This window comes from Fluviispira multicolorata (assembly GCF_009208585.1).
In the GTDB taxonomy this organism is placed as follows: Bacteria; Bdellovibrionota_B; Oligoflexia; order Silvanigrellales; family Silvanigrellaceae; genus Silvanigrella; species Silvanigrella multicolorata.
On record NZ_WFLN01000004.1, the window covers coordinates 1 to 20973 of the forward strand.

Below are 20973 nucleotides of genomic sequence, written 5' to 3' on the forward strand. Positions count from 1 at the left end.
TGTTCGGTATAGATAACCGCTGAAAGCATCTAAGCGGGAAACTGATCCCAAGATGAACTTCCCCGAGAGAAATCTCACAGGGCACTTGAAGACTACAAGTTTGATAGGATGGATGTGTAAGCGCTGCGAGGCGTTCAGCTAACCATTACTAATCGCCCTGACGGCTTGAGAAAAATATCACTTCAATTATTATCTTTATCCTTTACTTTCTTTCTTCTTCTTATTATCTCTCTATTCTAAGTCTCGTTTTGGCTGTGCTGATTGCGACGGGGAAATACCGGATCCCATTCCGAACTCCGAAGTCAAGCCCGTCTGCGGCAATGGTACTGCACTCTTAAGTGTGGGAGAGTAGCTCTGTGCAGCCTTTATTTCTAAAGCCCCTAGAATCTTATTCTAGGGGCTTTTTTATTTAACTCTATTTTTTCACAATAATTATTGGATTATGCTTTTCTTTGTCAGAAAAAGTCATTGTTTTGTATTACATACATTCATCAATTAAATGAAAAATCGAATAATAAGGGATTCCACTGTGTTTAGTAAAACCCAGTGCACAGGTTTCAAGGCAAGTATAACCTTCATAGTAATTATCAGGTATCTGTTCTTTTAAAGTTTTAAGTGCATTTTGATTTAACTCAGGATTGGTAAATCCTTTGCTTCCTGCAAACCCACAACAAAGAATGTCATTGGGAATAATAGTATTGTCAGCGCATCTTTGAGTTAAGGAAATAATTTGATCGTTCATTTTTAGCTTTGTGACACTGCAATTCACATGAAGCATAATATTTTTATTTTGTTTCTTAAGTGGATATTCTTTTAAATTTTCAAAAATAAAGGACAGTGCATTTTGAATATTCAAGGAATCTTCATTTTTATGATTTTCAAAAATTTCAAGAAAGCAACTTGAATTTTCAATTAAGATGGGATGTTTTGAATTCTCACTTGCTTCCATAATTTTCTGAAAGAATTGTTTAATTTTTTTTTCTGCAACTTTTTTAACACCCATACTATTTGAGTGGATTTTAAAAATTGACTATAATTTTCAATTTTCTGATTTTAAAGTTCTAGAAAAGGAAACAAAGATTTGCAAAAAATTGAAAATATTTAAGATGGAGACTGAGTTATATGATTAAGTATTTATTTGAATTTTTTGTAAAAGAAGAGTACAAGGAGGAATTTAAAACTGAAATTGATCTTTTAAAAAAATCGGCTATGAGTGAACTAGGATGTGTATTATTTGATTATATTACAGTTAAAAATTGTTTTATAATTATTGAATATTGGGAGGATATTAATTCATTTAATAATCATTCTAGGCAAGAAAATACATTAAATTTTAGAAAAAAAGTTTCTAATATAATATTGCGCAAAAGAATTAAATATAATCTTTTTCAGGCGGATTAAATTTTTGATTGGAAATAAATAGCATATATTATAGCATAAAAATTTATTTTTTAAGTTTAGGTGATAATAGATCACAGACAAAATTTTAATTTTATTATAAATTTGAGCATGTATAATACTGTTTATGAAATAAACTGCGTTTTTCTTCAATGAAAATAAAATAACATTTTCATAGTGCATTTTCCACTAGAATAGATATTTTCTATTTTTTATAGAAAATATTTAAAAATAAGAACTTATTTTTAAATATGATTAATTAATGTTTTTTAATAAATATATTAAATGATAAAAGAGAGTGTAAATAGTTATAAATACTTGATATACAATTAAAAAAATGTTAATGTAAAAAGTGAAGAAATAATTTTAAAATTATTGAAATGCAATACTGAATTCCTTATATAAAAGTTTAATTAATATTTAATAGAGGTGAATAGTGATATTAAAAAATTTAATATACTAAATAAGGTGTTCAGTATATGGATAATGTAAAGAAAGCTATTTTAACTTTTAATTTGTGAAGTAACAATAGTAATGCTTTTCCTCTGACGTTCTTCAAGGATATCTGGTATAATATTTGCTTCTTCATGGTTGTATTGTCGTAATGCAAAATCATCAAATATTAAAATTACTTTTTTTGATATTGTTTTTACCCAAGTAAGATATTTTCCAGACGCTTTAGTTGCAATAGCTTCTTCCAGGAAAAAGTTTACTGAAGAAAAAAGAACTCCAGAGCTTTCTTAACAAGCGCGACGACCTATTCCTATGGCTAAATGGGTTTTTCCTTCGCCTGTTTTTCCAAGAATAATAAGGTTTTCTCTATTATATAAAAAATTAAAGATGGAATATTTCTTTCATTTTTGCCTTTGATATTCCTCTGTCAAAAGATGTGTCCCAATCTTCTAAATCAATGCGATGCCGGAATCTGGCTATAGATTCAAGCCGTTTATTCGGCTTATTTTTCCTAGAGTTTGCTTCGTCAGACAATAATAAGGATAAAAATTCAGATGGACTTAAATTTCCCGATTCGAACTCAGCACATCTTCTTTCCATATTTTCTAAGAATCCTGGAAGACGTAGTTTTTGTGCCAAATTTTTTGCTTGTTGCAACATATTAATTCTCTCTTATTAATTAAACATTTTCTCTTTATTTTGATGAAGATGAATTGTATTTGGATTACGAATTGGTGCTTGAGTTGTCCTTGGTTTTGCTCCACCATTTAAATGAAATATACAACAGTCCGTTATATATGATAGGCGATAAATTTTATGAGCAAATGCCATCTTTGTTGCATATTCCATATCTTCTTTGCTAAATTTATTTGCATGCACAAGTCTTAGCATTCCTTGAACGGGGCGTAAAAAACGCAAGGGGTGGCTTTGTGAGTATAAAAAATCAATTAATTTATAAGTGTTTTCACCTATAATTTTGGCTTCTAATTGTGCTTTATTAATATTAAAACTAAGATAGCATTGTTTTTCCTTCGGCCAATGTCTTGGATCGGTGGATGACTTTCCTATTCCTTTTAATTTTTTATGGGTTGATAAAAGTTCACCACTCGAATAAAAAACTTCTAAATAATTCTTTGAATGGCGCACCCGAACTTCTTTACCAACATAGTGGTATGGAACTGAGTAAAAATTCTTTTCCACTTGAATATGACAATCAGGATGAACCTTTGCTATTTTCCAATTAAATAGTTGAAATTTTTCAACAGGCAATGGCTTTAAATTTGATTCTTTTGTGCTAAATCTTTCTTTTCTTGAAACACCATAGTCTTTCATTATCGAGTTATTAAACTCGTTTAAAAATATTTTAAAATCTTGGTTAAGTTCATATAAAGTTTTATATCTTTTATTCCTTACTCTTTGGAAAAAAGAACTCTGAATATGGTGAATATTTCCTTTAACAGAAGCTTTATCTCTTGGCTTGTATGGCCTTGCTGGTAAAACAGCAAAACCTACATGGTTTGCATATTCGCAGAATGATTTATTGCAATCTGGATCATAATGATGCGCTTTGCTTACGGCGCTTTTTAAATTATCTGGAACGGTATAATCTGTGACTCCGCCAAAGAAACTCCAAGTCTTATCATGCATTTCTATAAAAGTTTCTAACTTCTGATCTAAAGTAAATTCGGCAAATGTATATTGGCTAAATGGCAATGTCGCTACAAATAAATGGGTTTTAATGACTTCACCTGTTAATTCATCAATAATCTGAATCCCATCACAATAATCAACAAAAGCTTTTTCACCAGGTTTATAAATAATTCTTATTGAAATATTTTGTTTTTTAGCTCCAAGCCGTTTTCTAAAGAATCGCCAAAACCCAAAATAACCAATAGCCGGATTTGTTTCTTCATAAAGAACCTTATAGCTTATGCCTTTAGCCAACTCTTTTAATACATATTCAATATCAACTTCTTGAGCCCAGATAGGAATAACATCTGAAATAACTGTGTCATTTAGAGAGAGAGGTTGAGTTTGAATTTTTTCATCAATAATTATTTTATCCGAATTGTCTTGAATATATTTCTTTACTGTCTTCCTAGACATATGAAGACACCTTGAAATTGTCCTTATGGAACGTTTTTGCTCCCACATATGGAGGATTTGCTCCACCTTTTCCATACTATTCTTCCTTTTCTCCTCATTAGGCTCACCTCCTTGCCTAAGAGTTTTGCAAAAAAGACGAATCGTTGGTTACTACAAAAGTGGTCCCTTTAATATGTAAATGGGGGTGGTCTACTTAGACGCAATCGGCCAAACTATTTCTAAAAATCATAACCTAAAATAAAATCAATCCTAGAATTACTAAAATTACTATTATTTAAATAATGCCAAGATCCAATTAAAGAGACACCAATACTAAGATTATTACTCAGTGAATTTAAGTAAGTTAAATTTCCACCACTTTTTAAGTTACTGTTATTGTTAGTTTCATCATCAAAATGATTTATTGAATATACTGAATATGCTTGTTCAAAAGTTAAAAAAAATCTATGATTAGATGAAAATAAATATTCTAAACCTACATTTGTATGAGCATATATTCCATTTGAATGATCGCTTGTGTCAAAACTATATAAATCCTCATGATATAATCCGACCCCAAAAGTTGGTCTCAATATATACTGATTTGAAATACTATATAAAAGCATAGCACCTAAATTATAACCATTAAAATTAGTTCCACTTTCATTTCTACCTTTGGACTTTGATGACTGAGAATATCCAGAGTAAATTAATGATTTAAATTCATTTACATTATTATTCTTTTCTTCTAATACAGCTGATGCTCCATCGGCTGACGATTGTAAAGGAAAAATAACAGTTATCATATATAAAATATTAGATTTTATTTTCATTTAATCTCCATAAAAAATTATAAATTGTATAGATGTAATTTTTTACTATTATGCTGAGTTTATAAAAAATTCTCCTTTGCAAGAATGTCTTTCTCTATTATATTAACTAATTTTACTAGATGTGGAGATTCCATAATACTCATATGATTTGCATTAAAATTAAAAATATCAAAACTATCTATAATATTATTCCATCCATTTTTAAATTGATTAACAACATGGGAATTTATAATTATATCACGCTCAGTAATTTCTTCATTCTTTTTAGATTCTATCTCAATAGCTTTAAATAGAATTGTGGGACAATTAATTTTTTGAGGTAAATAATTCAATATTATTTCTTCATTATAATTTGTCTTTATAGAGGGATTTTTTAACTTAAGATCTGCTAGCTTATTTTTAGCTACTTCGCTCCAATTAACCGTATCAATTAAATAAAGCCCTCCGATTTTTTTTCCTTTTTGCATAAGTATTCTTATTATTTCTAAAGCTAAAGAACCTCCATATGACCACCCCCCTAAATAATAAGGCCCATCATTATCATACTCTAATATATAGCTACAGTAAATTTCAGCTAATTGAATAAGTGACATTTCTTGTTTAAGGAATCATAGCCAAATGAATCACATAACCAAAATTTTACGGGTAAATTTCATATAAAATATGGATAACTTTTAAAAAACAAGGGGTAAATGGCGTCAAAACGCAGCTACCGGCTTAGAGGGCCTAAAGATAATATCCAGTCATACTCATAGCTATTGATACCTTTTATAAATATTTCATACATTTTTTTTAAATCAAAATAATAAACTTTTTTTTCATTTGCATCGTTAAAGACTCTTGCAATCGATGTTAATCTCTGTTGCCCATCAAGCACTAAATACGATCCACTTACTTTACCTTGATTTTGCAGATCAATATTATCTTCTAAATATTCATTATTGTTTTCATCTTTCTTTGTATAAAAATCGAGTGATCTGGAGTCAAACTGAGATTCTTTGTCAACTTCTAGAATGAGCTGTGATCCAATTGGATAGTTTCTTGCAATAGAATCAATTAATTTTCGAGTGTCAATTTCTTTCCAAACAAAATTTCTTTGAAACTGTGGTATTCTAAAATTATTTGAATTTATTTTTGTTTTTAATTCATTTAAATTGAAGTTAATTGTTTGCATGTATACCCTTTCATAAGAAATGAATGAAGTAAAAATGTAGTCACGGTTTTTAAAATCAGAAAATTGATCTAGAAATTCACTTCATGTGATATTTGATAATTCTTAGAAGTAAATAAAATAAAATTTATTTTGATATTTATTGTAAATAATAATTTTTAGTATAAATATTATGTAATTTTTCTTTTGATTTTATATTTAATTTTATTTTAATAAAAAAACGAGAAAATATATGCTTCTAAAATGAGCATTTAGCCTTTTTGCCAAGCCTCTCAATATAGTATGTATATGATTACAATTTAAAGAATTTTATGCAGATTTATAATTTGTAATCCCTCACAAATCGGTAATATTAAATGCATCCTCGATCTCTTCTTCGCTGAGTTCGACTGGTTTATAATTTTGTTGTGCAATAAAGCGTTCAACAGGTTTCCAAAAATCTAGATCGTCGAGGAAGGTGAGAAGTCGTGTTGGCTGACCTTCACACAATGCGATGAAATTTTCTTGGGCTCTCGTGATTGCGACGTACAAAAGTCTTCTTGTCACTAAATCATTGGGCCAAGTGTAAATATCAGCATCAGCAACAATAACAGAATCGAATTCGAGTCCTTTTATTTGATGAATATTTGTTATAGTAACACCTTTTTTAAAATCGAAATTTTCACGTTCTCCAGCTCTGATTTCTATATTTTTGTCACTTAATAAATCTTGTAATTTTGTTATAAAGGTATTTAATAATTTTTTATAACGCATAACGACACAAATATGTGCATTGGGTGCTTCTTGCATTCTATTTAAAATAAATTGTGCAATGTGTTCAATAATAAGTTTTTGTGAAGAAAAAGAAATAGCCTCAGGCAAAGATCCCCCTCTTCCCTGTAAAATAGCTTCTGACTCAATAACATGATCAGCGAGCCACATAATAGGAAGGCTTGAGCGATGCCCAACTTCAAGGCGGGTGACTTTTGCTTCGCCCATATTTAATAGTTTTGCAAGTTCATCCCATCCTACAAACTCTTTTTCTGGTGCAATTTTTTGATTCACATCACCAACTATGGTCACACCCGTACGAGAGTTTACAGAATTTAATAGAACGATGAGTTGCATAGCTCCAAAATCTTGAGCTTCATCTATTACCAAGTGATCAAATTTAAATACATCTTCTCCACGAGCCCCATCAGGAAGTCCGCCTCGTTTTAATTGAATAAGCCTCAGTAAGAGAGCGTAGTCGTCGAATTCAATATATTTTCCAACTTTCGCACTTTCTGCTTTGTAATCTGCCTGAATTAATTTTTGTTTTTTAGCGAGAGTTTGAGCATCTTCTTCAGTCAAGCCTGGGATGTATTTCATGAGCCACTGCGGATTGGAAAATAAATTTAATAAATCTTCTTTGTATAAGAGGGCTCGTTCATATATTTTTTTAACGACATATTCAATTTGTTCTAAACGATTTTTTTGATTTTCATCTTCTGTTATCAATAAAAGTCGTGCAAGTTCTTTTTTGAGATCGATGAGATCTTGTAAATAAGCAATGGGTTGACGTTTAAATTTTAAGCAGAGATTATTTTCATCATATGCAGAGCATTTTATTTCAATAATTTCCCAAGTTTTTTTGGCTTGGGCTTTGACAAAATCTTCCATGAGTAGAGAAATTCCTGCATGTGATTTTGCTAGTTTGGTCTGTTCATTTTCAGTAATAAAGTTATTTTTCATTAAATTCTGAAATCGTTGATTATTGATAGGATTGATTTCACCTTTATAAATTTTATCAAGAGCAGCCATTGCCCAAGAATGAAAAGTGCTGATTTCAATTTTATCTTCAAGTTTTAATAATTTTATACTTTGCGATACAAAGTTTTGCAGAGCACGATTGAACATGACGACAAGAACTCTGGTTTTTGCACCCAATCCATTGTTATTTTGCTGAGTTTCGAGGTCTTCCCAAAGCAACCAAGCAACTCTATGGAGGGCAACCGAAGTTTTTCCTGAACCAGCTCTTCCTTGAATTATTAGGGGTTCTGAAGTTTTTTGTGTGATCAATTTATATTGTTCTGGTGTTAATAGTGATATGAGATCTTGCAAACCTTCTTGTTGAGGTTTTGCCAATATAATTTCTTTATTGTCGATTGTGTGTGTTTGTTCGAGTTCTATAAAAGTACCATCTTCAAGGCGAATGATATTTGCAATGCCATTTGGACCATGCCATTCGAGGGAAAATAAATTTCCAGCTGAACTTTCAGCTTTTCCTAAAGCAGCAACGGCCCCATAAATATCTTTATTAAATGGAGCTTCAAGTTCAATTTCATCACCTAATTCAACTTTGTTATACCAATGCTGGCTTATTGGATGGCGCCAATCAATTATTCTTTCTTTTTTATTTGTTGTTGCACCAATGCGAAACTCAAACTCATTCTTTTCATTTTTAAGGGCTAAATAGGCTTTCCAAGGTTCAACTGGTTCTATTCTTTTATAAAGGGAATGAAACTCATCTTCTACTTTTTGTGCAATTTTAAGTGGTTCTTTTTCATTGTAGAGTGACATTTTATTTTTCCTTTTTTTATAAAAAATAAAATTATAATTCGATTGCCTTTGCTGTTATTAACAAATTTATTGAACTTTGTGAAATAAAAGATTCAAATATTTTTTTGCGTTTTTTGTATTGAAAGAATGGGGAGTTATTTTAAAATTGCTGAAGCAAAAATTGGTATGAATTTTTTCAATTGCACAAATATAAATATTTAAAAAACCACTAAATTAGCATATGAACTTAGGGGTTTTTGTATTGAGTCATAAAACTATTTAATAAAGTTTTTCTTGATTTGCTTTTTTTACATCATTGATTGAAACTTTTGTCGTTTGTTGGACAGCAACATTGAAAGGAACGGGGAATAAACCTTTTTTGTATTCTTTATGAGTGTTCCATTTCCAAGCGAGAGAGTTGATATTTAACAAACCCATACTTGTAGTGATAGTTCCAGTGCTGTTATATGAGTTTTCATCACCGGAGAGAAAGGTGAATGCAATGGAATAATCGCCATATTTTTCGCCAAAATCTTTTAAGAATTTTTCAGCAATTGTTCCTTTAATTTTATCTACATTTTTTGAATGAGTGTCATCTGTCATAGTCTTGTAAATAGCCAAAATGGCATCCATAGCATAGGGAATTTTATCAAGAGCAATGAATGGAATTGGAATGATATTTTCTTTACCCACATCACTTGCCCACACTGCGATATAATTTGCATCGAGTATGCTGCTATTAAATGATTTATTACTTGTGCTTATTACAGGCATAACAATGACTTTTGACTTTTTAATTGAAATACTTTCATTAAGAGTTATTTTTGTTTTCTCAGAGTCATCCGTTGTTGATGTACAAGCGGATAATGACAAAATAGAGCATATTGAAATTAAGAGACTGCTTTTGACAAGACGACATGTTTTCATATTCATTCCTTTATAAAACGAGTTAATAACTTGTATTTAATAGAATATTTATTTAATATTGTCAAATGTGCATAAAAAAAATTATTTTGAAATAATAATATACATATTAATTTTTGTGCAGGATGTTGCACTTTAACGAACTACTCCATCCACAATTACTGAGTAATTATGGATGGAGTTTTGTGGTTCTGGTAGAAAGTTTCTCATATCAGTGAAGAGAGGGGACTGCAATTTAAAGCTATCACTCTTAAAACGAATTTGATAAATGAAATTTTGTATGAAATTGCAAAATAACTTTGCAATAAAATATATAGGGAAAGTATAATGGAAATTAAAGATAGCAATGGTAACCTGTTAAAAGATGGCGACGCTGTAAAACCAAATAAAGACCTAAAAGTTAAGGGATCTTCTATGGTGATAAAAAGAGGTACTGTCATCCGTAAAATAAAGATCATTGAAGATAGCGGGACTGAAATTGAATGTCGTGTGGATGGAGTTGCATTAAAGCTTGAAGTCCGTTGGTTGCAAAAAGTTTAAAAATAAATATGCATTTTAAATTTGAAATATTATTTTGAGATGCTATTCTCCTATTAAGATTATTTAATAAATTTATTTAGTATTAGCGTATAAAAATACTAAATATATAATATTTTTAATAAGGAGAAAATGTGAAAAATATTTTGTACTCATTTTTTGTTCTTTACTTTTTTGTTGCGAATGCCAATGCACTTATAAAAATGTCTTACGTAGAAGTTAATTCCAATGAGTTAGCTAATGTTGGTTGCTATGTTCGTTCTGATAATTTAACTCCATTTATAAATATAACTTCAATATTTGCTGCAAATATAAATGGCGATAATCCAAATAAACCTGAAATTTATTTTAATCCACAGGTCATAAATTTATTAAATAATAATTATGAGCAAATATCAAATTTACAAAAAAAAGGTATTAAGGTTTTAATCACGCTATTAGGCAATCATCAAAATTCTGGATGGTCATGTATGACTAACCTTAATGATAAGATTAAGTTTGCTAAAAATATTGTAAATATGGTGAATAAATATAAATTAGATGGTGTCGATATTGACGATGAATATTCTAATTGCAGTGCAAATCAGGACTCACTTGCAGATATTGCTCAATTTATTAAAGAGGACTCTAACTTTAAAGGAAAACTGCTTACTAAGGCACTCTTTTCAGATTATTATTCCTTTGCAAATCAAAAACTGGCAAAATACTTAGATTATGGTTGGGAAATGAGTTATTCCCATAGCAATTATGTGGGAAGATTATCTCCCTATATTAATTATGGAGTGAAAAAAGAAAATTTATTTTTAGGGGTTTGGACTCAATATTTAAGTCCTTCTCCATCATCTGTTGCAAAATATTTGATAAATAATAAGTATTCTGGTGTTATGATTTATGATATAAAATCCAATTCACAAAGTTTTTTGTCTGAATTGGCCCAAGCAGAATATGGAAATCAGGTGAGAGTAAATTCACTTCCAAATTGTTTAAAATAGAATTAATAGTAGGCAATTATATTTTTTTACGTTCAATTTTTTTATGAATAAATATTTTTATTTGTTCAATAGCTTTATTGCGAATGGGATTTATTTCCATTAGTATTTCATGTTGTGCATTTTCAAGAAAGAATTTTTCGCTGTTTGCGCAGCTTTTAATGAAAATATCATGAGCTGAATTGACAACTACTGAGTCCTTTTCTGCTTGTAAAACGAGAATAGGAACGTTGTTATCATAACCCATTTTTCTTGCACTGCGAGATGCTTTTATTGCTTCACGCATCCATCCAAAGGTAGGGCCGCCTAATTGCATATCGTCAATTTCAGAAATATGTTTTCTCCAAATCTCATATCTAAATTTTGAATTTGTTACATCATTTCCTTCAAAAGGGCGGAAGGGAATGCAATCTGTTTGGCCAAAAACATATTCTTTATTTTTACCAAGTTTACAAAAAATATTTGTTAGAGAGTAAATTAAATACTCCAATATTAAGTATGGTGAAAGAGCAATCGCATGCATAGGGGAAGAAAGAATAACTCCATATGGAGTTATTTTCTTTCCACAGACAGCAAGCGTTGCAATAGCCCCTCCCATTGAGTGGGCTAAAATAAAAGTAGGCAGTTCAACTTGATGTCCATTCACTATATTTTCAAAATAAAAAGAAAGATCTTCAACATAATTTTCAAAATGATCAACATAACCTTTTTTTTCTTGTCCTATAAAGCGACCTGAAAATCCTTGTCCTCTGTGATCGAAACAATACACAGAAAAACCCATTTCAAATAAATTCATTATGAGTTCTGCATATTTTAAATAGGATTCATTATAGCCAGTACAAAGTAAGATTTTTACTGTTGCCTTTGAGTTTTCGAATATTCTGCATGAAATAGGAATGTCATTGACACCTAAAAACTGGTTTGTTGAACCCTGAGATTTATAAAAAGGTAATATGACTTCATTGTATTTACGAATATTCTCTTCAACATTTTCTTTTGAGTTTTCAAGTTCTTTTTCTTTTAAGAATAAATCTGTTTCTGTCACTTTATTACCTCAATTCCTTTTATCTATGTTCATGCATAAGAAATTTTCTTGGATCTGAATATTTACTCGTATATGTTGTATAAATATAGAAATTAGAAAATGGAGTAGCACCTTCAGCTGAGCCGTGATTCAATTTTTTATATGCTTTTAAATAACTAATATAAGTTTCTTTTATTTTTTTATATTCATTACCTGTGCCATTAAAGTTTGTCATACTTCTGCTCGTTATAAATAGTAAACTATTAGATCTCATTTTTATTTTAAATATTTGAGATCTCTTTTCTATATACTTTTTCGGGAAATATTATCTAGAATATAAGGATTTTCTGTTTATATTTGTTTATTTATGAAAAAAGCTTGTTTAACCTCTCGGGATCTTTGATTTTAAGAAAGATCCTCACTTGTATTTTAATTTTTATCCTCCCAATAAATTCAATATCTTCGTCTAAAGCTGAGAGGGCAAATAATTCTTGTAATTTAAAAAGCTGAAGATTATTTAGATGATCCGCATCCACTAAGTAATAACATACTTTAATCATTCCGATTTTAGCTAACTCAGCCCTTAATAGCTCTTCATCTTCATGTTGCCAGAGTGATCGCAATACTTCACAATTTTGGGCTTTTTCAACAACAAAAGGCAATTCTTTAGCAGCTTTAAGATGTTCCCAAGGGGCACACTCAAACCACTTTCCATCTGGAAAAAGCCATCCACTTAAACGAAAATTAGCATTTAAATACATTCAATAATTCCTCATCTCTTAATATTTCTAGATTATTTGATTAGTCTAGAAATATCAATATATAAGGAGCCAAAACTTAAATATATGGAAAAAAGATTCAAATTTGAATGAAAGGAATCGATAAGCATTTTGAGGTTTTTAAATACAATGACAGTCTTGAAATTTTACAAATATTTTTGTAACTACAAAATAACGAGGGGATATACTGTTGTTAGCCTTCTATTAATCCTTTCTATAATTGGTTTTTTTGCAGCAATGGTTATTCCAAGAGTTTCTTCATTTAAAGCCAAAGGCCAACAGTCAGAAGCCAGAATTCAATTAATGAAAATATATAATTCTATGCATTCACATAAGCTTGAAAATGGTTTTTTTCCTGGAACTAAAGGACAAAAACTTGTAATTTCAAATTTTAGAGAGTTAAATAATTATTATAGAGTAGATAATATACGTTTTTATAGTAAAGGTGATAATATTTATATAATAAGTTCTTCAGATCAATTTGTAGTTGCCTATGTGAGAGTTTTGGCAAATAAAAACTTAGATATTCAAAGACTCAATTCAAAAAAAGTATTTTGTCATATGTATGATGGTGTAAGAACTGGAAAAGAAAATTGTCATAAAGACCAAGTTTATACTGCAGAAAATAATTTTGATGATTTAAAAGAAGTAAAAATATTAAAAATAATGTCTGAAGATTAAATAAATTATTATGAAATGATCAATTGATAACCAAATCCATGAATTGTTTCTATTAAAGAACCAGCAGAACCGAGTTTTTGTCTAAGGCGTTTAATATGTGTGTCAACGGTTCGTGTGTTTACTTGACCTTCATAACCCCAAACTTTTTGTAAAAGAGCTTCGCGGCTTTGTAGCTTTCCAACTCTTTCAACAAGAAATATTAACAATTGGTATTCGGTAGCTGTTAATGAAACAGATTCATTATTTACTGTTACCTTAAATTCTTCTGGATATATTTTTATAGGACCAGCTACAATTGTTTTGTTTATATGATCAATATTTTCGGCTATGGGTGTTGAGTTCTTATCTTCTTCTCTATGATTGCTTTGAGAAATGCTCATCATATTTAGAGGAGATGATTTCAGTGTATGAGAACGCCTTAAAAGTGCATTAACCCTTAATAATAATTCTCTTGGTGAAAAAGGTTTGGTGATATAATCATCAGCACCGGATTCAAAGCCCTCGACTTTATCTTTTTCTTGAGAGCGTGCGGTTAGTAATATAACAAGTATTGCAGATGTAGTATTGTTATCTCGAATTGATTTTAAAATTTCTGTTCCATATGTATTAGGTAACATCACATCAAGCAAAACGAGATCAGGCATAAACTCTTTAATGAGTTCAAAAGCGCCATCCCCATCAAAATGAGATTTAACTTCAAAATCATTTGCAGCTTCTAAAGTGTATCTAAGAAGATTATTGAGGTCTTTGTCATCCTCAATAATAAGGATGCGCAACTTTTCATCCTTCATGCTTACTTGTTATCCTTACTGGCTATATTAACTTTTTCTGTTGCTTCAGATTTTATTTTTTGCTGAAGCTGCATAACGCCATCAAGAACAGCTTCAGGAGTTGGAGGACAACCTGGAATATAGACATCAACGGGAATTAGCTTATCTACACCTTGCACAACATGATAAGCTCGGTAAAAGCCGCCAGATGAAGCACACGCACCCATAGAAAGAACCCATTTAGGCTCGAGCATTTGATCATAGATACGTTTTATAACAGGGGCCATCTTTTCTGTGATGGTTCCTGCTACAATTAAAAGATCGGCTTGTTTAGGTGAAAAGCGGACAACTTCAGCACCAAAGCGTGCTAAGTCGTATTTTGGTCCCATAACAGACATCAGTTCAATTCCGCAACAAGCTGTTCCAAAAGGATAAGGCCAAAGAGAATTTCGGCGCGCCCAAGCAACTAATTCTTGTTGTTTAGTTGTGATGTAAAATTCATTTCCATAATTGTGGTGTTTCATTTGTTGAAAACCCCTCCTTTAAACACATTAACATTAAACATTTTGTACTTATTTATCAAATGAAAAGGTCGGAACTTTGCCTAAAAAGTCAAGAATAAGTTTTAACGAACACTCTTCGGGCAAACTAATATGCACGGAGTCACCAAAACCTAGGTGAGTGCAAAAATCAGGACCATCGACACAGACTAAGCCCTGTCGCATTCTCGAAAAAAAAGAGAGTGAATTTTTATCGCCATTTAACGTGAACTTTTTCATTTTTAGAACCTCATGGCGAGGATTATAAGGCTCTCTCACTGCGACATGAATTTCTTTAGAATTTATATCAGATTTCTTAAATCCATATGCCGAAATTGCTGCAGTGCTTCCTGCAGCTGAGGCAACCCAAAGTCCGCTTGAAAGCTGTTTTTCAGACTCAATTTCTTTCATACCATTTTCAGCACAAACGGAAATTTGGTAACGGCTGGTTGCTGCTGGGTGTCTATTACAAAGTAAAACATCATTTAAGGCCAAGGGAAGATTTTGTTTATGTGATGTTTCAATTTTTAATCTGCGAATTGATTTTGTTTTAAATTCATTATTTACAAAACACTCTATTGCTTTATCAATATATTTTGGACTAATAGGGCACAAATGTCCTACCGAATGTTCGGGGCAAGAATTGATTCCAAGCAAAATAATATCTGCTCCAAGATGATGACTTGCGTGTAGAAGTGTTCCATCACCTCCGAGCGAAATGACAAGTTTTCGATTCGGGCGCAGTCCTGATTGAGAGCAATTCTCATTAAAGAAACAGATATTATTTTGTGCAATTTCATCTAAGTTAAATATTTTATACGTCAATGAATGTTTTTCTAAGCTCTCTACTAATGTTTTTCGACTTTTCAAATGCTCTTCATGTGCAAAACGAAGGGGCTGATGGGTCTGTCCATCCCGTTCTAAGTAGTCAAAAAAGTCAACATTTAAAGGTCTTTGCGTATAGCGTTCCCATGTTGTTTGTTTTTGGACAATATAGACATCAACTTCACTTTGCAAAATGATCACCTCTTAAAGTGGCGAAAACTGCTTTATTATTTTTCATGGAATAACTCAAACTCAATTTAACAAAGCAGTGTTTATTTTGATGCTACCATCTTTTTCATATTTTTTAGTTAGTGACTGTTGAACGCTCTTTACAAACTCTTGAGTTGTACTAGATAGTATTTGATTTTTAATTGTTTGAACCAGTTCAGGAGTCAAAGAATGAGCGGATGATTTTGACACCAACTTGATAATTGCTTTTTTTGCACCAAAACTCAGAATTTTTGGTACTGTGTCTCCTGGGTTTTTTAAAGAAAATATATTAGCTGCAAGTTCTTCAGTCATACCAAGCTCAACAATATATGATTCAGAGACTTTATAAGGCTTATTTAGATATTGCCAGGTGATATTATTTTCTGACATAATTTTATTTAAATTAGAAATATTCTTTGCAGCAATAACTTCATTAATATTTTTTTGTAATTCATTTTCAATTGAACTTTGTACTTGAGGACTGACTAGTTGTTCTGCCAGTTGATATTTAACATCATCAAATTTTTTAGAAACAGCTGGTTTTGTATCAACATATTTAAATAATCGAAGTCCAAATGGAGTTTCAATAATGTGGGATAACGGTTTAGCTGCATTTAATGTTAATAAAGTTTTCATAGATTCTTTATCAATACGTGTGTCATCGACAAACCCAATGTCGCCTTTATTACTTTTTGCAATGACATCATCGTTCATTTCAGTTGCAAGTTTAGAAAAGTCAGCACCGGATTTTAACTTTGTTTCAATTTGTTTAGCAAGAGCTGTTGCTTCATCTTTTGTACGTTTAAGTGCATCACCTTGTGCTCTTTGCGCTGTTTTGTATGAGATTAAAATTGAAAGTGGTTTAACTTGAGCTTTTTGTTGATATTGATTTTTTGTATTTTCAAAAAGGGTTGTTAAATTTGCTAAGTTTGTTTTGTCTTCAACATATTTGTGGGATGCTTCAGATATTTTCTTTTTTAGAAAAGAATCTGATGGTGCAATAACAGCATATTGTAATTTGAATTCTGAATTTTTAATTTGATTTTCAACTTCAAGAAGTTTTCCAGGCAATACAATAGGCATATAAATGAGATTATGAATTTTTTGAATTTCTATTTGTTGCTTTAAATACGAATAAAAATAGGACTCTGTCATTTGCTGTTGACTTATATATTGTTTTAATAATTGAATATCAAATTGTTGTGTTTGAGGATTCTGAAAAATTGGAACATTTTTAATAAGCGATGCAATTTCAGATTGATCAACAGTCCACCCTATTTTTTTCGCTTGTTCGTTGAGAATTTTTTGTTGAATCAACTGATTGATAATTTGTTGAGCAACAGCTTTTTTTTGCTCGGGTGGAGTGGAATTGGAAAGTCCTTGAGCGGACATTGCAGTTGAAAATTGCTGAAGGTCGATTTTTTCAGAGCCGACTTTAGCAATTGTATTTGGATCAAGACCTGATAAATTACCTGGGTTTAAACTACCAAATCCCGTGAAAACGAATGCAGCACAGGCAAATACAATGACAATGCCAAATACGAGTGACTTGGTGCTAACCGATGAAAAAACTTTAGTATTCAGACGCACAGTGAACTCCTCTACAAAAAACCGTCAACATTATCTCGCATTTTTTGCGGATAATTTCAAACTTTACAAGATATGAACTTTATTTTCCAAAGAAAAAGACTTAGAATTTTACAAGATACATAAAATCGCTATAATTGCTTTTAAATTAGACATAAAAATTATGGGTTGAAAATGCTACAATTTCGCCGCTATGGATTTTGGTTAGTTGCAGTTATTGCTTTGATTTTTACTATGTTCTTTTTTTCAACGGCTCATACATCAAAAAAAGAACTGAGTATTCTCGAGAAATTTGTCTATACAATCAGTAAACCTATTGAAATGATATTTTTATCAACAAGTCATTTTATTTACTCTTCTTATCATTCTTACATAGATTTAAAAAATGCACGCAATGAAGTAGATGAATTGCAAAGAGCAAATTCGGAGCTCAAAGTTAAAATCAAAACTCTTGATGATATTGTTCTTGAAAACAATAGATTGAGAAAATTACTCAATCTGACAGAAAGAACATCTGTTAAATTTGTAACCTGTGAAGTTACGGGCTCTGATCCTTCATTCATTTATAAAAATGTTAGAATTAATCAAGGAACTCAATCTGGTATACAACATGGTATGGGAGTTGTTGCTGAGGAAGGGGTCGTTGGTGTTGTCATGCGGGTTGGGGTCAGTCACTCGGATATTCTCTTAATTATCGACCCAAACAGCAACTTAGATGTGATAGTTTCACGCAATAGAAGAAGGGGAGTGTTACAAGGTGGGCTCGCTAATTTATTACAGTTTAAATATTTAGAGCGTGGGAGCAGCATTTTAGTCGGTGATGAAATAGTCACCAGTGGACTGACAGGTTCTTTTCCCAGTGGAATACTTGTTGGGAAAGTTTCTAATATAAAAATTGGATCTGACGGAGTGACACAAATAGTAGAAGTGCGCCCTGAAGTTGGTTTCGCCGATCTATCAGAAGCTTTGGTTCTTTTAAATCCAAATAGAGAAGTAGATGTTATTCGTAAAGTTGGTGGCGTTGAATGGATGAAGAAACTTTTAGAGTCAAATACGGAGAAATCCGGTGGCTAATGTTAATCTTTTAAGAAGCAAAACAGCGCATTTTATTTTTTCACTTTTAATTCTTATCGTTTTTATTTATTTCCAATCCTGTTTATTAGCACAATTATCGTCGCCTTGGTTTTATATTGATGTTGTCAGTATTGTTGTTATTTACATGTGTATAGAACATTTTCTTTTTCTTTCTATTATAAAAATCCTTTTTGCTGCATTGCTCATGCAAATTTCATCTGCTGCTCCTTCTGGATTTTATATAATGTATTTCTTATTAGTTTTGGTTTTTTCAAATCTACTTTCAAGGATATTTGTAATTACAAGCTTTTTAGGGCAAATATTTATTTTCTTATCATTATTTATTTTAAAATATTTACTATTTTATTTTACAATATCTCCAAGAGGATTTTCAACATTTTTATCTTTAATCTCTGCATCATGGCAGGGTTTTTTTGTAACAATAATTGTATCATTGCCTATTTTTAGATTACTAATTTATATAGATTCATTTTTTGAGTATATTCCTTCGCATGAAAAAAAGAAAATCAATGAGATTTAAATGCGTTTGATGTTTTGGAGAGAATGTAATGGCAGAAAATCGATCAAAACAAGAATCGGTTTCAGATCCGAAACGGAGAAATATTATTGTTTCCTGTTTTTTAGGTATTACCGCAGCAATAACTGCAAGACTTTGGTATTTACAAATTATTAAGGGTTCCGATTTCTCAGTCGCATCTGCACGCAATCGTGTGAGAGAAATTACAAGACCAGCGCCAAGAGGTCTTGTTTACGATAGGCAGAGTCGCATTTTACTGTCAAATCGGCTTTTTTTTGATCTCATCGTAATTCCTCAGTATTTGCAGAATAAAGGAAAAACATTATCAATTGTTTCCGATTTATTTCATATTCCAGTTAATCAAATTGAAAGAAAACTGGTTGAGTCACAAGCAAACCCAAAGTTTGTTCCAGTTAGAATAAAAAGAAATTTATCATTACATGAAGTGGCAACACTTGAGTCAAATAAATTCTTTTTACCTGGGGTAGACGTAGATTCAGCCCCTCGTCGAGATTACTTAGGAAATGAATCAGCTCATTTATTTGGATATTTGGGAGAAGTAACATCTAAAGAATTGGATATTTTGAATTCACAAGTCTCAAATTATCAATATCGTGTGGGATCAATTATTGGAAAAGCAGGAATTGAAAGAAAATATGAGAGATATTTACGTGGAGGTGAAGGTCGTGAAGCATTGTTGGTTGATGCTCTTGGACGATTACAACCAGATTCTTCTTCAGATATTTCAATAAATTTAAGTCGTGCAGCACAAAGAGGAAATGATGTTTATTTAACTATTGATTCAGAGCTACAAGCAGTAGCAACTGAAGCGTTTAGAAATAAAAACGGATCTGTCTGTGCAATTGATCCACGTAATGGTGAAATTCTTGTTTATTTATCTAACCCAAATTATAAACTTTCTATGTACCAAGATGGTTTGACTATGGAAGATTGGCAAACCCTTCGAGCAAATCCTTTTAAACCTCTCCTAGATAAAGTAACTGGTGGCGCATATCCTCCAGGATCAACTTTTAAAATAATGGTTGCAATAGCAGCTCTTGAAGAGGGAGTTATTACTCCCGATCGAAAATACAATTGTCCAGGTTTTTTTGTCTTGGGCAATGGGCGCTGGAAGTGTTGGAAACACACAGGGCATGGTTCTGTTAACTTAGAAAATGCTTTAAAATTAAGTTGTGATGTCTTTTTTTATAATATTGGAAATTTATTAGGAATTGATCGTATTTCAAAATGGGGAAGATTGTTTGGTTTAGGTGAGAGAACAGGTCTTGATTTAAACATGGAATTGCCTGGGATTTCTCCTTCGACAGAATGGAAACTCAGAACAAAAGGGTTGCCATGGTTGAGCGGTGATACAATTAATGCATCCATAGGACAAGGTTTTAATTTATGCACTCCTATTCAAATATTAAATGCATTTGCTGCAATGGGGAATGGTGGGAAACTATATAAACCACATTTTTTAAAGAAAATAGTAGACAATCAAGGAAAAATTATTTTTGAAGAGCGTCAAACTTTAATAAGAGAAATAAAACTAAATCCAGCAAATATCGCTGTGATTAAAAAAGGACTTTATGAGGTTGTGCACTCTGCTGAAGGCACAGCAAAAAAAGCAAGAGTTCCTGGCTTTACTGTGTCTGGAAAAACAGGAACAGCACAAACATCTGCATTAAAATTCACAAAAGGAGTCAATCAAGAAGATATTGCTTTTCGAGCTCTTGATCATGCATGGTTTGCTTCCTACAGTCCAAGTGATGTCCCAGAAATAGCAGTTGTTGTTTTTAGTGAATATGATGGAGGAGGCGGTGGAGCCAATGCTGCTCCAATTGCGCAACAGATTATTGAAGCATTTTGGCGGAAAAAATTTCCTGAAAAATTTGTAGGTTCAAGCAAAACAGCCATGTCAACTCACATGCCAAATGGTGCAAGAGATGGGGTGTCACAAGATGACGTTATTGAAATGCATGACGATAATAACGAAACAGAGCCCGTAAATATTCCTGATGAATTGAGGTAAT

Annotated in this window: 22 protein-coding genes, 2 rRNA genes and 1 pseudogene; 9 read left to right on the forward strand and 16 right to left on the reverse strand. The window is 31.4% G+C overall.

Annotation, left to right across the window (positions count from 1 at the left end; all coding sequences use genetic code 11):
- A 23S ribosomal RNA gene (locus GCL57_RS00035) occupies positions 1-173 on the forward strand; the annotation flags it as partial.
- Positions 174-250: 77 nt separating this feature from the next.
- A 5S ribosomal RNA gene (gene rrf / locus GCL57_RS00040) occupies positions 251-365 on the forward strand.
- A 113-nt stretch (positions 366-478) separates the two neighbouring features.
- Here rrf and GCL57_RS00045 read toward each other — a convergent pair.
- Positions 479-949, reverse strand: coding sequence for a (Fe-S)-binding protein (locus GCL57_RS00045; protein ID WP_161597509.1), 471 nt, complete (start codon positions 947-949; stop codon positions 479-481).
- A gap of 173 nt (positions 950-1122) precedes the next feature.
- On the opposite strand from GCL57_RS00045, the gene GCL57_RS00050 reads away from it, so the two are divergent.
- A complete protein-coding gene (locus tag GCL57_RS00050) occupies positions 1123-1401 on the forward strand; it encodes a putative quinol monooxygenase (RefSeq protein ID WP_152211210.1) in 279 nt (92 codons plus the stop codon).
- A gap of 500 nt (positions 1402-1901) precedes the next feature.
- Here the strand turns inward: GCL57_RS00050 and GCL57_RS15150 are convergent.
- The 8 genes and pseudogenes from GCL57_RS15150 to GCL57_RS00095 form a co-directional block, all read right to left on the reverse strand.
- Positions 1902-2240: pseudogene (locus GCL57_RS15150) on the reverse strand (ATP-binding protein).
- On the reverse strand, positions 2233-2511 hold the full coding sequence (locus tag GCL57_RS15035) for an ATP-binding protein (protein WP_152211211.1): 279 nt from the start codon (positions 2509-2511) through the stop codon (positions 2233-2235). The pseudogene GCL57_RS15150 and the gene GCL57_RS15035 overlap by 8 nt, the downstream one beginning before the upstream one ends.
- A gap of 15 nt (positions 2512-2526) precedes the next feature.
- Positions 2527-4032, reverse strand: a complete 1506-nt coding sequence (gene istA / locus GCL57_RS00070; RefSeq protein WP_152211212.1) for an IS21 family transposase — start codon at positions 4030-4032, stop codon at positions 2527-2529.
- 143 nt (positions 4033-4175) lie between these two features.
- Positions 4176-4769, reverse strand: a complete 594-nt coding sequence (locus GCL57_RS00075) for a hypothetical protein (RefSeq protein WP_152211213.1) — start codon at positions 4767-4769, stop codon at positions 4176-4178.
- Between the two features lie 59 nt (positions 4770-4828).
- Positions 4829-5362 carry a thioesterase domain-containing protein gene (locus GCL57_RS00080; protein WP_152211214.1) on the reverse strand — a complete coding sequence of 178 codons (534 nt, stop codon included), beginning with the start codon at positions 5360-5362 and terminating at the stop codon, positions 4829-4831.
- Positions 5363-5478: 116 nt separating this feature from the next.
- Entirely contained in the window at positions 5479-5943 is a 465-nt protein-coding gene (locus GCL57_RS00085) for a DUF262 domain-containing protein (protein ID WP_152211215.1), read from the reverse strand.
- Between the two features lie 333 nt (positions 5944-6276).
- On the reverse strand, positions 6277-8481 hold the full coding sequence (locus tag GCL57_RS00090; RefSeq protein ID WP_152211216.1) for a UvrD-helicase domain-containing protein: 2205 nt from the start codon (positions 8479-8481) through the stop codon (positions 6277-6279).
- A 258-nt stretch (positions 8482-8739) separates the two neighbouring features.
- Positions 8740-9387, reverse strand: a complete 648-nt coding sequence (locus tag GCL57_RS00095; RefSeq protein WP_152211217.1) for a hypothetical protein — start codon at positions 9385-9387, stop codon at positions 8740-8742.
- A gap of 324 nt (positions 9388-9711) precedes the next feature.
- Between GCL57_RS00095 and GCL57_RS00100 the strand changes: the two genes are divergently transcribed.
- On the forward strand, positions 9712-9924 hold the full coding sequence (locus GCL57_RS00100; RefSeq protein ID WP_152211218.1) for an alkylphosphonate utilization protein: 213 nt from the start codon (positions 9712-9714) through the stop codon (positions 9922-9924).
- Positions 9925-10055: 131 nt separating this feature from the next.
- Positions 10056-10913 carry a glycosyl hydrolase family 18 protein gene (locus tag GCL57_RS00105; protein ID WP_152211219.1) on the forward strand — a complete coding sequence of 286 codons (858 nt, stop codon included), beginning with the start codon at positions 10056-10058 and terminating at the stop codon, positions 10911-10913.
- 16 nt (positions 10914-10929) lie between these two features.
- Here GCL57_RS00105 and GCL57_RS00110 read toward each other — a convergent pair whose 3' ends face one another.
- The 3 genes from GCL57_RS00110 to GCL57_RS00120 all read right to left on the reverse strand — a co-directional run bounded on the left by GCL57_RS00110 (position 10930) and on the right by GCL57_RS00120 (position 12695).
- Positions 10930-11955 (reverse strand): alpha/beta fold hydrolase, encoded by a 1026-nt coding sequence (locus GCL57_RS00110; protein WP_152211220.1) that lies wholly within the window; start codon positions 11953-11955, stop codon positions 10930-10932.
- A 19-nt stretch (positions 11956-11974) separates the two neighbouring features.
- Positions 11975-12169 carry a hypothetical protein gene (locus GCL57_RS00115; protein WP_152211221.1) on the reverse strand — a complete coding sequence of 65 codons (195 nt, stop codon included), beginning with the start codon at positions 12167-12169 and terminating at the stop codon, positions 11975-11977.
- A gap of 130 nt (positions 12170-12299) precedes the next feature.
- Complete coding sequence (locus tag GCL57_RS00120) at positions 12300-12695, reverse strand: hypothetical protein (RefSeq protein ID WP_152211222.1); 396 nt, start codon at positions 12693-12695, stop codon at positions 12300-12302.
- Between the two features lie 147 nt (positions 12696-12842).
- On the opposite strand from GCL57_RS00120, the gene GCL57_RS00125 reads away from it, so the two are divergent.
- On the forward strand, positions 12843-13394 hold the full coding sequence (locus GCL57_RS00125; RefSeq protein WP_152211223.1) for a type II secretion system protein: 552 nt from the start codon (positions 12843-12845) through the stop codon (positions 13392-13394).
- An 8-nt stretch (positions 13395-13402) separates the two neighbouring features.
- Here the strand turns inward: GCL57_RS00125 and GCL57_RS00130 are convergent, their stop codons facing one another.
- The 4 genes from GCL57_RS00130 to GCL57_RS00145 are packed head-to-tail and all read right to left on the reverse strand — an operon-like array spanning position 13403 to position 17328.
- Positions 13403-14185 (reverse strand): response regulator transcription factor, encoded by a 783-nt coding sequence (locus GCL57_RS00130; RefSeq protein WP_152211224.1) that lies wholly within the window; start codon positions 14183-14185, stop codon positions 13403-13405.
- 2 nt (positions 14186-14187) lie between these two features.
- Positions 14188-14688, reverse strand: coding sequence for an NADH-quinone oxidoreductase subunit B (locus GCL57_RS00135; protein WP_152211225.1), 501 nt, complete (start codon positions 14686-14688; stop codon positions 14188-14190).
- A gap of 48 nt (positions 14689-14736) precedes the next feature.
- Positions 14737-15720, reverse strand: a complete 984-nt coding sequence (locus GCL57_RS00140) for an NAD(+)/NADH kinase (protein WP_161597510.1) — start codon at positions 15718-15720, stop codon at positions 14737-14739.
- Positions 15721-15780: 60 nt separating this feature from the next.
- A complete protein-coding gene (locus GCL57_RS00145) occupies positions 15781-17328 on the reverse strand; it encodes a peptidylprolyl isomerase (RefSeq protein ID WP_152211227.1) in 1548 nt (515 codons plus the stop codon).
- A gap of 171 nt (positions 17329-17499) precedes the next feature.
- Here GCL57_RS00145 and mreC point away from each other — a divergent pair, with 171 nt between their 5' ends.
- The 3 genes from mreC to mrdA are packed head-to-tail and all read left to right on the forward strand — an operon-like array spanning position 17500 to position 20972.
- Positions 17500-18399, forward strand: a complete 900-nt coding sequence (gene mreC / locus GCL57_RS00150; protein ID WP_152211228.1) for a rod shape-determining protein MreC — start codon at positions 17500-17502, stop codon at positions 18397-18399.
- Complete coding sequence (locus GCL57_RS00155) at positions 18392-18940, forward strand: hypothetical protein (protein ID WP_152211229.1); 549 nt, start codon at positions 18392-18394, stop codon at positions 18938-18940. Before mreC ends, GCL57_RS00155 begins: the two co-directional genes overlap by 8 nt.
- A gap of 28 nt (positions 18941-18968) precedes the next feature.
- The gene (gene mrdA / locus GCL57_RS00160) at positions 18969-20972 is read left to right on the forward strand and encodes a penicillin-binding protein 2 (protein WP_152211230.1); all 2004 of its coding nucleotides are present in this window, start codon (positions 18969-18971) and stop codon (positions 20970-20972) included.
- The last annotated feature ends 1 nt before the right edge of the window (position 20973 follow it).

Excerpts from the sequence above, each read along its gene's own strand:
- GCL57_RS00045 (WP_161597509.1), bottom strand. The coding sequence starts at position 949 with ATGGAAGCAAGTGAGAATTCAAAACATCCCATCTTAATTGAAAATTCA.
- GCL57_RS00050 (WP_152211210.1), top strand. The coding sequence starts at position 1,123 with ATGATTAAGTATTTATTTGAATTTTTTGTAAAAGAAGAGTACAAGGAG.
- GCL57_RS15035 (WP_152211211.1), bottom strand. The coding sequence starts at position 2,511 with ATGTTGCAACAAGCAAAAAATTTGGCACAAAAACTACGTCTTCCAGGA.
- istA (WP_152211212.1), bottom strand. The coding sequence starts at position 4,032 with ATGGAAAAGGTGGAGCAAATCCTCCATATGTGGGAGCAAAAACGTTCC.
- GCL57_RS00075 (WP_152211213.1), bottom strand. The coding sequence starts at position 4,769 with ATGAAAATAAAATCTAATATTTTATATATGATAACTGTTATTTTTCCT.
- GCL57_RS00080 (WP_152211214.1), bottom strand. The coding sequence starts at position 5,362 with ATGTCACTTATTCAATTAGCTGAAATTTACTGTAGCTATATATTAGAG.
- GCL57_RS00085 (WP_152211215.1), bottom strand. The coding sequence starts at position 5,943 with ATGCAAACAATTAACTTCAATTTAAATGAATTAAAAACAAAAATAAAT.
- GCL57_RS00090 (WP_152211216.1), bottom strand. The coding sequence starts at position 8,481 with ATGTCACTCTACAATGAAAAAGAACCACTTAAAATTGCACAAAAAGTA.
- GCL57_RS00095 (WP_152211217.1), bottom strand. The coding sequence starts at position 9,387 with ATGAAAACATGTCGTCTTGTCAAAAGCAGTCTCTTAATTTCAATATGC.
- GCL57_RS00100 (WP_152211218.1), top strand. The coding sequence starts at position 9,712 with ATGGAAATTAAAGATAGCAATGGTAACCTGTTAAAAGATGGCGACGCT.
- GCL57_RS00115 (WP_152211221.1), bottom strand. The coding sequence starts at position 12,169 with ATGACAAACTTTAATGGCACAGGTAATGAATATAAAAAAATAAAAGAA.
- GCL57_RS00120 (WP_152211222.1), bottom strand. The coding sequence starts at position 12,695 with ATGTATTTAAATGCTAATTTTCGTTTAAGTGGATGGCTTTTTCCAGAT.
- GCL57_RS00125 (WP_152211223.1), top strand. The coding sequence starts at position 12,843 with ATGACAGTCTTGAAATTTTACAAATATTTTTGTAACTACAAAATAACG.
- GCL57_RS00130 (WP_152211224.1), bottom strand. The coding sequence starts at position 14,185 with ATGAAGGATGAAAAGTTGCGCATCCTTATTATTGAGGATGACAAAGAC.
- GCL57_RS00135 (WP_152211225.1), bottom strand. The coding sequence starts at position 14,688 with ATGAAACACCACAATTATGGAAATGAATTTTACATCACAACTAAACAA.
- mreC (WP_152211228.1), top strand. The coding sequence starts at position 17,500 with ATGCTACAATTTCGCCGCTATGGATTTTGGTTAGTTGCAGTTATTGCT.
- mrdA (WP_152211230.1), top strand. The coding sequence starts at position 18,969 with ATGGCAGAAAATCGATCAAAACAAGAATCGGTTTCAGATCCGAAACGG.